The following is a 13019-nucleotide window of genomic DNA, read 5'->3' on the forward strand; positions in this document are numbered from 1 at the left end:
TTTTCTAAAAATTGTATCTAATGATGTAAAATTAAAATAAATAATTATGCTTTAAAATTAAAAAACACACCATTATTGATGTTTCAACAATTGAATGTGTCAAAAGTATCAGACGAAAATATAAAAAAACAAGTCCGTAAGTGATATTTATTTCTTCTTTTTCTATATAAGATTAATGTAATTTTATAGAAAAAGGGACCTAAATTATGGATTCACTTTTGAATGTTGTAGCATTATTTTGTGAAAAAGTCGGTCTACCCCACCCGACAGAGGAAAAAGATGTTTTTACCTTCATTATTGAAGAGCAAGAAATTAACATTACTCAACTCCCAGCTGGTCATTTATTGATGTTTAGCACTCTACCTGATCACTATATTGAGAATTACCATCAAATAGAGATATACAGTAATAACTTATACAAACCATCGATTGGGTGGTCACAAGATGCTTATGCGTGGGTGATGTGGAATCGACAACCCTTCGAACATTTGGATATAAATACAATCTATCAACAGGCGTTCAACCTCAGTGAGGGGTATGCCCAGGCTTCAATAAAGGCAACACGAGAACCAGTGCCTGAACCACAAATGAATAACTTATTTTCAACAGCAATCAAAGCATAGAGTAAAGGTGGTCAAGAATGCCGTTAAATATCAATTCTAATGCAGTAAATAGCAGAAATATTCAGCAAGAAACAACCACGCAAACAGACGCAAAAATCGGTGATAAGTCAGTAAAAAATGCGGAAACTTCATCAAATGCGACTCTCCTAGCCAGAACACCGGATCTATCTGTAATGTCGCAGAAAGAGCTCCGACGAACGCAAAAACACGATTTAGTTAGCGATTTGGTGAGTTTGGTTGAAGCAGGGCGAGGAGGAGAAAGAGCTCTCATGAACTCAGCATTTGAGAATACATTCGAGAAGCTTGGTGTGCTTATGATTAAAGTAGAGGCGGATGAGAACCTGAAAGACATCTTATCGAACTCTAAAGGCTTTTCACGTAAACCTTCTGGAGGAATTACTGGAACTGACATAGACAACAAAAACCTTTATCAGTTTCTGAAGGCACACACATCAAGAGACTCTGCTGATAGTGAAACCTTCTGTCTACAAAGTATGGTAAAAGACGTCAAAAGTTGGACAATGCAGGCCATTGATAAGCAAGATAACAGCTTTAACAGCATCCAAAAAAAAGCGTTTAAAGAGAAGCTTGAAAAAGCCAATGAAGTTGGAGCTGACGAATATCGTAAGAATCCCGCGATGCGAGAACCAGAAACAGTCGAGGAAGCAGCGCAATACCTGTACTTTGCGGCTGGTCTCTTCGGTAGTGAAAAAGATTGGTTGGAACTAGCAAAGGAACCAACACAAGAACTTTTCGGTGCAGTAGCAAATATTTCCTACGCGAGAGCGAAAGGCATTTATGAAAAAAATGTTATCAATGGCATTTACTCCTAACTAAACAAGCCTATAGCAGGGCCTTAAAAATATATAGGCTGCTCGATAATGAGTGGCCTATTTGCTTTTATATTTGAATCTTAGATTGATACGTACCATCTCGAAGTATCTGTACGGAGATAAATGGATACTCAATAAACACAATAGTCGCAAGAAGTGTTAAATATAGAGTAGGCTTAGTTTATCAGTAGCTTTTTTCATCTTTACTTTTTTGCTTGGATCGCCACAGTCGCATTGCTTGAATACGTTCATAAAAACGTATAAATAACGTGATGTTTTCAAGGGTACCAATTAAAAAATAAAGCCTCGTTTAGTTGCAAACGAGGCGATAAGAACATTTCCTATGTAGGTCTATACTCAACAAGCAACGTTACAGTGTTTGTTATAAAGAAGTATGACGATATAAAAAGGATGTTCTATTTAGCGTCTTCATCAAGCAGCCACCATTCAACGCCTTCGGGATATAATTTTGCCGGCATTCCATAAAAATCCACCCCATTACTTGTATCGACGTACTCTTCATTCGTATATGCACCAGCCTTGTAGTCAAACATGGCAACTAGAGGTGAGGGTGAGACGAGGAGATCATTGTCCATATTAAATGAAATATCTTGTACAAAATTAGCTCTATTTTTGTTCGTTTTTACTTCATAAGAGCATGAGTGAGCATTGGTTGGATCAATGTTCTCAGATAAAGAAATCATCGCTTCTTTGAAAAAGTCGTAGTGAAGAGTGGTGCTGCCGTATGAGTTAGTTAAATATTGGTTGAAAAAATCATAGTCACTAAGGTTAGATAACTCTCGAATGTTACCTTTGAATCTATCTGCAGAGGCTGAAACTGAATCAATATTGAAGTTGTTTAACAATGTTTTATCTTGGGTAATACGAACTATATGTCCCATCATTACTTGTTTTAATAACTTGCCAAAATCAGGGTGGCCTTCACCGTTTAGTCCTTGTTGTAATAACTCAACAGCATTATGTTCTCTATATTTTGCTAGCCTAAATTCGTGCAGAATAACGGGAGAAAAATATTGGGAGAAAGACTGATGCTCTCTCGCTTGGCTAAGTTCTCCAATCAATGTGGAGAAATTACATTCCTCGGCTGAAACATTCAGTGTTAAAAGAATCGCTGAGAGCCCGAATAGTGATATTTTTTTATTTTTCATAATGATATAAAAACCTAAATTTACAAGAGCTTGATTCTATTGATTAATGATTATTTTGCATGGTGTTTTTTATAAAAATACCAAAATTGCAATTGTTTTCAGCAATAAAAAAAGAATTTAATTTCAAGTTTGTTAATAAAAGTAGTAATGAATTTGACTACACCTTGTTCACCAGAACTTACAAAGTAGGTTAATCCTGCCTTTTTAATAAAATTTCAAATTTTTGTGATGTTGTGAGCTTCTTGCTCAAATTGTCTAAAAAGTGAATGACTTTCAAATAGTATATGAGTTTCAAGCATACTAAACCTTGTAAGCTTGTTTAGCTCTTTGTCATTGTATCGGTCTCACCAAATATCTTTTATCACATCGTTTTTTGCTGCGTTTATCTGTTTCACTTTACGTTCCTTCCAAAAGAGTATTTGAATCAAACCTGGTACCAAGACCTTAGATTTATCCAAATTAATAGCAAAAAAAACAATGGCTTGGAATCTGACCATCCTTCTCTTTGCCCTCTATGGGGTAAAAATCTAGGCAGATAACTTAATAGGGTTTAGTGATGTACCGAGTTAGCTTTCTGCCTTCACTGTTGGCGTTTTTGAACGTTAGCTGTAAATCATGAGCACTTCCCTTAGATTAACTTTGTGATCAAAAAAAGATCAAAAACAGTTGTTGAAACCGGTTTCAGAATGTATCTTTATTGTATCTTGAAATTGGTTTCAGAGTTGCAGCTTTTAAGTTTGTTACCTTAAACCTATCTATATTCTAGCGAATAACTTGTAGCGAGTGATGGTATGAACAACGAATTTCCAAACGATTTTTTATGGGGTGGCGCGGTTGCGGCACATCAGCTAGAAGGCGGCTGGGATGCCAATGGTAAAGGTGTGAGCGTGGTTGACGTATTAACGGCAGGCGCTCATGGTGTACAACGTCGAATCACCGATGGTGTAATCGATGGTGAAAACTACCCAAACCAAGTAGCGGTTGATTTCTACCATCGCTACAAAGAAGACATTAAGTTATTTGCTGAGATGGGCTTTAAGTGTTTCCGCACTAGTATCGCGTGGACGCGTATTTTCCCGAATGGTGATGAAGCTGAGCCATGTGAAGCGGGCTTAAAATTTTACGATGACCTGTTTGATGAGCTTCTGAAATACGATATCCAGCCAGTTGTAACGCTGAGCCACTTTGAAATGCCTTACCATCTAGCGAAAGAATACGGTGGCTGGATGAACCGTAAAGTGATCGATTTCTTCGTTAAGTACTCAACCACTGTGATGGAGCGTTATCAGCACAAAGTGAAGTACTGGATGACGTTTAACGAGATCAATAACCAGATGAACACCTCAGCGGACATCTTCGGATGGTTATGCTCTGGCGTGAAGTTTCCACAGTGCGAAAAGCCGCAAGAAGCGATGTACCAAGCAGTTCACCATCAGTTTGTTGCAAGCGCATTGGTGGTGAAGAAAGGTCATGAGATCAACCCAGATCTTCAGATTGGTGCAATGTGTGCGATGGTGCCTTTCTACCCTCGATCTTCAAAGCCAGAAGACATCATGGTGGCGCAGCAAGCGATGCGTGATCGTTACTTCTTCTCTGATGTCATGGTTCGTGGTCACTACCCAAGTTACGCCAAGCGTGATTGGGCTATTAAAGGCTTTAATATCGAAATGCTGCCTGAAGATGAGCAAATCTTGAAAGAAGGCAAAGCGGACTATCTTGGCTTTAGCTACTACATGTCGAATACTTTGGATTCTTCTTCGCATCAGTCGACTGAAGAAGTAATGGACGGTGGTCATGAAAATTCGGTCGAGAACCCGTTCATCAAGTCGAGCGATTGGGGCTGGCCGATTGACCCAACAGGCCTGCGTTACTGCTTAGCGTCTCTTTATGAGCGCTATGAAGTGCCACTGTTCATCGTTGAGAATGGTTTTGGTGCGGTCGATACCATCGAAGAAGATGGCAGCATTAATGATGACTATCGTATTGCTTACCTTGGCGATCACATCAAAGAGATGAAAAAAGCCGTTGCGATTGATGGAGTTGATCTCATGGGCTACACCCCTTGGGGCTGTATCGATTTGGTGTCGTTCACCACAGGTGAGATGAAAAAACGTTACGGTTTCATTTATGTAGACAAACACAACGACCAGTCAGGAACACTAGAGCGTAAGCGCAAGAAGTCTTTTGAGTGGTACAAAGGCGTGATTGCATCTAATGGTGCCTCTATTTAGAATGCCTACAATTAAACGGCAGCGAGCGTTGCCGTTTCACTAAGCAATACAATTAGCTGGCTTAGGTCGGCTAATTTTTTATAGAAGGGTAAGTGAATGGTCACAATGCTTGATGTCGCGAATCGCGCTGGCGTCTCGAAATCGACGGTCTCTCGCGTGCTGAACGGCAAGAACATCGTAAGGCCTGACGTTGCCAAGAAGGTCTTTGATGCGATTCAAGAAACGGGCTATCGACCAAACCTGTTAGCTCAGCAATTGGCGACCAAGAAGACCAACTTTATCGGCTTTGTCATTACCAACGAGCTTTTCAACGGTCCTTACTTTTCATCTTTGATGTATCACGCCGCTTCTTACAGTGAAAAATCCAATCATCAGTTGGTGATTACCGATGGTAAACACAGTGCTGAGGACGAGCGCAAAGCCATTAACTTTTTACTCGATATGAAGTGCGCCGGGATCATCATTTACCCGCAATGCTTGAGTGAATCTGAAATCGCGCAGATTATTGAGAACACTGACACTCCCATTCTTGTACTTAACCGTGAAATGCCTTCGAAGCCTGAGCATGCGATCACTACCGATCATTATCAAAGTGCTTGTTTGATGGTTGAACACATCATAGAGCAGGGACATACAGAGATTGCGGTGATTCGTGGTAAAGCTGGCTCGTCGACCGATGAACAGCGTTATCAAGCGTATCAAGATGTGCTCACTAAGCATGATATTGAGCTAAACCAATCTAACGTTGCTCAAGGCGACTGGACGATGGAGAGTGGCTACGGTGCCGCGCAAGCTTTAATGGCAAGTAAAGTAAGTTTCACTGCGATTCTTTCTGAAAACGATGACATGGCGATTGGTGCGATTAAGGCGTTAACTGAGCTGGGATATTCATTACCTCAAGATATTTCTATCGTCGGCTTTGATAATAGCAAAGTGGGCGAGTTCCTCACACCAAGCTTAACCTCTGTGAGCGTTCCATTAGAGCAAATGACGCAAAAAGCGATTCTACAAATCGTTGGAGGTTCGAAACAAGCAGATGCCATCGACACCACTGGTAGTCTTGTAATTCGAGACTCAGTTGCTCAGCTTACCTAAACGATATACTACATCAATTTCAACTGGCCTTTGCTTAATAGCAAAGGCTTTTTTATTGGTGTCATTTATATGTGTCGTTTGTTGTGCATGAATTGCAATGGGTCGTTCACTACAAATCGTGAGAGGAAGCGCATCTCAGCAAGCCTCTTAAAGCCGCTCTTATTGTGGGAGGAAAAGATATGCGATATTGCATTTTTTTGCCGATGTATTGACTATTACTGGGTAGGTAGTGTGATGATAGGTAAATAATGCGAAAACAGATAAATAGAAGGTGTTGGCTGGAGAGCTTTATTTAGCCGAGGCCAAACCTTTTTTCCATTAGACGAATTGAATTTTACTATCTATTATTACCAATCTGTAATAATTATTCTCAAAAATATAGGATTATCAAATTGAATGATCACACCTATACTAGCCTCAACAAAACGAGAGAGTGATAGCAAACAAGCTCAACGTTGACTGACTAATATAGGAAATATCACATGACTATCGAAATCAAACCTGGTCAAACTCATATCCAATCTAAAGCAATGGTTGCTTGGAAAGCTGGTGAGCCACTAAAGCGTGAAACGGTTGATGTTGAACTGCCAAAGGCTGGCGAAGTACTTGTTCGTATCGTTGCTACTGGTGTTTGTCACACTGACGCATTCACTCTTTCAGGTGACGATCCAGAAGGTATCTTCCCTTCTATCCTTGGTCACGAAGGTGGCGGTATCGTTGAAATGGTTGGCGAAGGCGTAACAAGCGTTGAAGTTGGCGACCACGTTATCCCACTTTACACAGCAGAGTGTGGCGAATGTAAATTCTGTAAGTCTGGCAAAACTAATCTTTGCCAAGCGGTTCGCGAAACTCAAGGTAAAGGTCTAATGCCAGACGGCACAAGCCGTTTCTCTATCAATGGTGAGCCAATTTTCCACTACATGGGTTGTTCTACTTTCTCTGAGTACACTGTACTTCCAGAAATCTCACTAGCGAAAGTAAACAAAGAAGCACCTCTTGAGGAAGTTTGTCTTCTAGGCTGTGGCGTAACCACTGGTATGGGTGCGGTACTAAACACAGCTAAAGTTGAAAAAGGCGACACAGTTGCTGTATTCGGCCTAGGCGGTATCGGTCTTTCTGCAATCATCGGTGCTCGTATGGCGGGTGCAAGCAAAATCATCGGTGTTGATATCAACGAGAGCAAATTCGAGCTAGCAAAACAACTTGGCGCTACTGACTGCATTAACCCAATGAAATTCGACAAGCCAATCCAAGACGTTATCGTTGAGATGACAGACGGTGGCGTTGATTACTCATTCGAGTGTATCGGTAACGTAAACGTGATGCGTCAAGCTCTTGAATGTTGTCACAAAGGTTGGGGCGAGTCTGTAATCATCGGTGTTGCAGGCGCAGGTCAAGAGATCTCAACTCGTCCATTCCAACTAGTAACAGGTCGTGTATGGCGTGGTTCTGCTTTCGGTGGTGTTAAAGGCCGCTCTGAACTACCAGAGATCGTAAACCGTTACATGGCGGGTGAGTTCGGACTACAAGAGTTCATCACTCACACTATGGGTCTTGAAGACGTAAACGAAGCATTCGAACTAATGCACAAAGGTGAGTCTATCCGTACTGTTCTACACATGGATAAATAGCCTTAAGTCCTAAACCTTATCTGATTTTCTTAAAGTCCGTTAGAGCAAATCTAACGGACTTTATTTTTTATTAGGCACGCTTTACCAAGGCATATTTTTTATTTAAGGTGTCTTCCCTTTATAAAGTTATCTGAACTGTCCTACAGGGTTACTGGAACCGTACTTATGTTAACTAAACTTCGCCACTCTCTACCTCTACAGTTAATGTTAGCTGCTTTGCTTGCATGGCTTTTTGCACAACTTATTGCTTCAACCACAGGTATTACCCAAACGGGGTGGTATCAGTTCTTAATGCTTGGCAAAACTACCTATATCGGCTTGCTAAAAATGGTCGTTGGCTTAGTGGTTTTATTCTCGTTATTGCAAGGTATAACCAGCATTGGTTCGATAACTCGATTGAAGCAAATTGGCCGTAACACAGTACTTTTCTATAGCTTCACGACGCTGATAGCCATCTCTTTGGGCTTGGGAGCTTCACTGCTTTTGCCTGCTTGGGAGCCTTTAACCAGCGTTGCTATGATTGGAGACGATGTTCAGCTCATAAGCGAAGATGCGGCAGGTGGAGTTGCGATTGCTAGCAAGCTTTTTAGTATGGCTTTAGTTAACCCAGTAGCGGCGTTAACTAACGGTAACTTGCTCGCGATTGTCGTGTTCTCATTCATGCTCGGTATTGCTTTGCTTTCTTCATTGCCAGAAAAACACCCGATTTTTGAGGTACTGAATGGCTTAAATAAGAGCATCAATACCATTGTTGGTTGGATTATTCGTTTAGCTCCGTTGGCGGTTTTCGCCATTGTCCTTGATTTTACCGTTCGTGGTGGCGAGTCACTGTTTGAGCAATTGGCACAGTTCGCTTTGCTCGTGTTTGTGTTGACTTTGATCCACGGAGCGATTGTCCTGCCGACTATTGCCAAGGTGATGACTGGGATTCGTATTAGTACGCTGTTCAAAGGCATCTCTGCACCAATGGCGATGGCGTTCGCAACGTCTTCAAGCTCTGCTACCTTGCCGCTGGCAATGAAGAGCGCAGAAGAAAAGCTGGGCGTATCGCAAACTACAAGTAGCATGGTGTTACCACTTGGCGCAGTGATGAATATGGATGGTACGGCACTTTTCGAAGGTGTTGCGGCAATCTTCTTGGCTCAACTGTTTGGTGTGGACCTCACGACTTCTGGCTTGGTGATGATCTTCATTATGGCGATGGTCTCTTCAGTGGGGGCTCCTGGTATGCCATCTGGATCTATGTCTGGCATGCAGTTGGTGTTATTGGCCGCAGGTATACCACTGGAAGCGATCGCGATTCTGCTTATTATTGAACGCCCGTTAGATACATTCCGTACGGCAGTTAATGTAGAAGGTGACATGATTGCTGCACTGGTCGTGGATAAATGGCAGAAACAACAAAAGACAGTGCTTGAACCTGCACTGAGCGAGTCTGTAGCTTAGAGAGTATTAAGTTCAATGAAAAAGCCCGTTCAGGTGTTCTGAACGGGCTTTTTGTTGTTTGTTAATGTGTGCAGTCAGTGACTAAACGATTTTCGTCATCTCATTGGTAAGTGAAGTGGGACAGCCTTAGCAAAATCAAGTGTGGCAAGAGATCCTTTACCAGCTTAGCGTGAGCTATCTGTCGGTGTTGAACGACTACCGTGGGCTATTAGAAACTTTGCTGACGATGAAATTGCTTGGGCCCGTTGAGGTATTTAGTGAGCGCTTTGAAGCGGTAGTGAACCCGTTGAATCTCGCATTAGAGCAATCCGAAGATACTCTTCATTTGCTAGTAGACTATTTACATGGCTGTGTACTTGCATTGAACTGTAACCCGGATAGAACTTAGATTACGGTTGAGATGGTGAGAAAGCCTTTGGGCCTATATTGTCTGAGTATCGAACAACTGAAAGCATCATGACCTTTTAGTCAGTATTGATGCCTGAATAGGTGAATTTGGTACTGTGTTCCTCATGATGACGTCGCTAAGTTTTACTTATACTGGATAATTACCTATAAATTTCTGGATTTAGCAGTAATAATCAATGAGTAGCCTCGCACAACTTGGTCGTTGAAAAGTTGTCGAGGCCAATTCAAAGACCTCATTGTGAAAAGGAAGTCAAACACATGCCTGTGCTTCAACGCATCAGCTTAACCTTATTACTCGTCGCTGTACTCGGTGGCTGTTCTTCATTACCTGAAGGCATCGATCACCCGGCAGAACCATACCCCTCTTACGGACCAAGCGCTTTATCGGTTTTGGTGGATGAATATCAGCCCGCATCAGAGCAGGCGACGACGGCCGTTCGTTTACAAGAATCCGGTTGGGACGCTTTAGCTCAGCGCTTGGCACTAGTTGAAAGTGCAGAGCACACCATCGATATTCAATACTACATCTGGAACTCGGACAAATCGGGCAAGTATCTCGCTAGCCGCTTGCTAGCCGCTGCTGATCGTGGTGTTAAGGTTCGAGTGATGCTGGATGACATCAACCTCAATGAGCGTGAAGGGCTATTATCAGCACTCGACGCTCACCCGAATGTAGAGATCCGAATTTTCAACCCAACACCAACGCGCCGTGGTTTCAGTAAGTGGTTGAGCTTCCTTGGTAATTTCTCTCGTTTAAACCGCCGCATGCACAATAAATCGTTCACTGTAGATGGTACTTTGTCTGTGGTGGGTGGGCGTAATATTGGTGATGAGTACTTCGATCTTTCTGACGAGATCAACTTCCGCGATCGTGATGTATTGGTGATGGGTACCGTCGTTACCACTATTCAAACCAGCTTTATTGAGTATTGGGACAGCCGTTGGTCTTATCCTGTCACTATGTTGGGTGACGAAGAGCAACCGGATCTTTCAAAGATTGACGACATAACTGTTCCGCAATACAAAAACTACCCAGATTTACCATTAAATCGTGAAGCAGCAGATAGCTTACTGAAGAAGGCTCTTGATGAGATGACTTGGGTGAAGGCTCGTTTCGCTTACGATCGCCCTGTGCCTGTTGATTCAGACAATACTGATGAACCAAAAGCAACGGCAGTTCTATTGGGACAACTAGCGAGTGAGTCGAAACAAGAGATCTTGCTTGAGTCGGCTTACTTGGTATTTGATGATGGCCAATTAGAAGAGTGGCAAACGTTGAATAACGAAGGCGTTGAGATAAAAGCATTGACCAACTCAATGGCGTCAAATGACTTGGTTACTAACCACTCTGCTTACGCGGGCAGACGCTACGATATGTTAGAGCATGGCATCGACCTGTTTGAACTAAAACCAGATTCTAAGTTGTGTGAAGCATCTACCCAAGACGTGTCTAAATGTGCACCTGAGACAGCTTATGGTCTGCATGCTAAATCTGTTGTATTTGACCGCAGTATTGCGAGTATTGGCTCATTCAACTTCAACCTACGCTCGACATACTTAAATACGGAGTCGGTGTTAATCATCGAAAACAAAGCAATTGCTGAAACGCTAGCTGAAACTATCGAACAGGCTATGAGCGGATACAACAGTTGGCGTTTGGAGCTTGAAGACGCTGATGTGTATTGGTACTCAGGTGAGCAACGTTGGGACAGCGAACCAGAAACCGGCAAATGGGAACGCATGCAATCAGGCTTCCTACAGCTTCTCCCGATAGAGAAATATCTTTAAGAGAGTGGACCTCAGAATAAGGAAAAATGTCAGCGCGTAATGCGCTGACATTTTTGTTTGTGGTGATTGAAACTTAGCTTGTTTATCTGAGTTAGGTTTTGAACGCTACCTCTTAGTCAGTTGTTTACTGTTCAAGTACGGCAAAATATGTGGGCGAGATTCACCAGAGAGTTTCTGTGTGATCTGTTGTGACCAACTGCTTTGCTTTTGGTTACTTGAGCGGTTGGCGTAGTAGCTCTGCATTGAATCATCATAGCTAGCGATTTCATCTAGGCTTAATGGATGGTATTGGTTTTCGTGCATCACCACATGAGCTGGAAGTCGGGGTTTTATCTCTGGTTGCTGTGCAGGATGACCTAAACATATACCAAATAGCACGGCTGTGTGCTGTGGAAGTTCTAATAGCTCATCAACCTGTTGAGCGCTGTTACGTAAGCCACCAATGTATACGCCACCTAATCCCAATGACTCCGCTGCTAGCATACAGTTTTGCGCCATAATGCCAGAATCGACGGCGCCAATCAGGGTAAGCTCAGTAAAGTCGGTTTTTACTTCAGGGTTAATCTGGGCGTGGCGTTGATAGTCGATACAGAACACTAAAAACTCAGCGGCACTTTCCACATAAGACTGGTTGCCAGCGTATTCCGCTAGCAGTTTACGCTTGTCTTTGTCTGTTACTCTGATGATAGAAACAGCCTGCAGTAAGCTTGATGATGACGCAGCGAGACCTGCCTGGACAATTAAATCGAGGTGCTCTTTCTCTATTGGTTGATCGGTATACTGACGAATGGAGCGATGCTCCAAGATGGTCTCAATCGTACTATTCATAGCGCTCTGACTGTCCTTGTTTTGATGATGTATTACAAATCACCATAACGACATTTTTTAGTGGGGTAAACCTTTAACTCCGTAACGCATTTGTTTTTGAACTTGGATCTTTTTTGCGTTCAAAGACTGGCTGTATATGTGTCGATTATAATGCACATACGCGGGCGACCGCTATGTGGGCATATTTTCATGTGCCAGTTGAGCAATTCCCTCTGGCCTTTGTTGATATCGCTAGCTGTAGTGAAAAATGAACGCTTCAATAGAGCAAGCGCCGCACAGATTCAATAGTAACACATTGATATGTCGTCAAAGTATTTAGCTTTTATGTAGACACTGATATTTCTAAGAGTGGGTTACGAGTCATTTTCTTCTTTTAGAAAGCCCCAAATTGAGTGAATTAGAACTCTGCATCACATTTATTATAAATTAGTAGATATACCAATACACATTTATTTATCTTGTGAATAGAATCTCGTTCTAGCGTTATTTTGACGATGTAATTGAATGAGAATTAAAATGAATTTAAAATCTATTATTTTGGCTTGTCTGTCAGCAACGGCTCTTTCTGGTTGTTTGAGTGTTCCAATTGAAGAGTTACAACCAACAGCAGATCAAGAAACAATTGATACCGCTATTGAACACCTAAGCGATATAAAAGGAATGACGATTACAGAAAATGGTGTGATCTATTACGTTGAGTCACTGCCGAGAGATTCTCGATGGTCAACTGCACACATTTCGGAGTTGAGCTACCGTTATTCTTGCCAAGATCTTCGTTGGTTTGTTGATAGAGGCATGATCGTGAGAATGAGATTCCAAGGTAACAGTGGCACGACCCAAGATTATGACCTTGAGCGCTGTGAGACGGAAATTCCAACAGACTTATATGAATCTAAACAGTAGGCTGCTAATTATTTCACATTGAGATAAAGCATCGCTTTTATCAATAGCACATTAATACCCTTTC

The 13019-nt window shown here is 42.1% G+C and carries 10 protein-coding genes and 1 pseudogene; 9 read left to right on the forward strand and 2 right to left on the reverse strand.

Going from position 1 to position 13019, the window contains the following annotated elements; all coding sequences use genetic code 11:
* Positions 1–206: 206 nt before the first annotated feature.
* Both A3712_RS15005 and A3712_RS15010 read left to right on the forward strand, forming a co-directional pair.
* On the forward strand, positions 207–623 hold the full coding sequence (locus A3712_RS15005; RefSeq protein ID WP_063524087.1) for a CesT family type III secretion system chaperone: 417 nt from the start codon (positions 207–209) through the stop codon (positions 621–623).
* A gap of 17 nt (positions 624–640) precedes the next feature.
* The gene (locus A3712_RS15010) at positions 641–1456 is read left to right on the forward strand and encodes a hypothetical protein (RefSeq protein WP_063524088.1); all 816 of its coding nucleotides are present in this window, start codon (positions 641–643) and stop codon (positions 1454–1456) included.
* A 416-nt stretch (positions 1457–1872) separates the two neighbouring features.
* Here A3712_RS15010 and A3712_RS15015 read toward each other — a convergent pair whose 3' ends face one another.
* Entirely contained in the window at positions 1873–2625 is a 753-nt protein-coding gene (locus A3712_RS15015; protein WP_063524089.1) for a hypothetical protein, read from the reverse strand.
* A gap of 791 nt (positions 2626–3416) precedes the next feature.
* Here A3712_RS15015 and A3712_RS15020 point away from each other — a divergent pair.
* The 6 genes and pseudogenes from A3712_RS15020 to A3712_RS15045 all read left to right on the forward strand — a co-directional run bounded on the left by A3712_RS15020 (position 3417) and on the right by A3712_RS15045 (position 11224).
* Entirely contained in the window at positions 3417–4856 is a 1440-nt protein-coding gene (locus A3712_RS15020; protein WP_063524090.1) for a 6-phospho-beta-glucosidase, read from the forward strand.
* A gap of 96 nt (positions 4857–4952) precedes the next feature.
* Positions 4953–5951 (forward strand): LacI family DNA-binding transcriptional regulator, encoded by a 999-nt coding sequence (locus tag A3712_RS15025; protein ID WP_063524091.1) that lies wholly within the window; start codon positions 4953–4955, stop codon positions 5949–5951.
* 482 nt (positions 5952–6433) lie between these two features.
* Positions 6434–7582 carry an S-(hydroxymethyl)glutathione dehydrogenase/class III alcohol dehydrogenase gene (locus A3712_RS15030; RefSeq protein ID WP_063524092.1) on the forward strand — a complete coding sequence of 383 codons (1149 nt, stop codon included), beginning with the start codon at positions 6434–6436 and terminating at the stop codon, positions 7580–7582.
* 165 nt (positions 7583–7747) lie between these two features.
* Positions 7748–9028 carry a dicarboxylate/amino acid:cation symporter gene (locus A3712_RS15035; RefSeq protein ID WP_063524093.1) on the forward strand — a complete coding sequence of 427 codons (1281 nt, stop codon included), beginning with the start codon at positions 7748–7750 and terminating at the stop codon, positions 9026–9028.
* Between the two features lie 97 nt (positions 9029–9125).
* Positions 9126–9488 (forward strand): annotated as a pseudogene (locus A3712_RS15040) (TetR/AcrR family transcriptional regulator); the annotation flags it as partial.
* A gap of 206 nt (positions 9489–9694) precedes the next feature.
* A complete protein-coding gene (locus A3712_RS15045) occupies positions 9695–11224 on the forward strand; it encodes a phospholipase D family protein (RefSeq protein WP_063524094.1) in 1530 nt (509 codons plus the stop codon).
* A 105-nt stretch (positions 11225–11329) separates the two neighbouring features.
* On the opposite strand, the gene nfsA is transcribed toward A3712_RS15045, so the two are convergent.
* Entirely contained in the window at positions 11330–12052 is a 723-nt protein-coding gene (nfsA, locus tag A3712_RS15050; RefSeq protein ID WP_063524095.1) for an oxygen-insensitive NADPH nitroreductase, read from the reverse strand.
* Positions 12053–12568: 516 nt separating this feature from the next.
* Between nfsA and A3712_RS15055 the strand changes: the two genes are divergently transcribed.
* Positions 12569–12955 (forward strand): hypothetical protein, encoded by a 387-nt coding sequence (locus A3712_RS15055; protein ID WP_063524096.1) that lies wholly within the window; start codon positions 12569–12571, stop codon positions 12953–12955.
* Positions 12956–13019: the final 64 nt, after the last annotated feature.

Origin of the sequence: Vibrio sp. HI00D65 (genome assembly GCF_001635455.1) — a bacterium.
Taxonomy (GTDB): domain Bacteria; phylum Pseudomonadota; class Gammaproteobacteria; order Enterobacterales; family Vibrionaceae; genus Vibrio.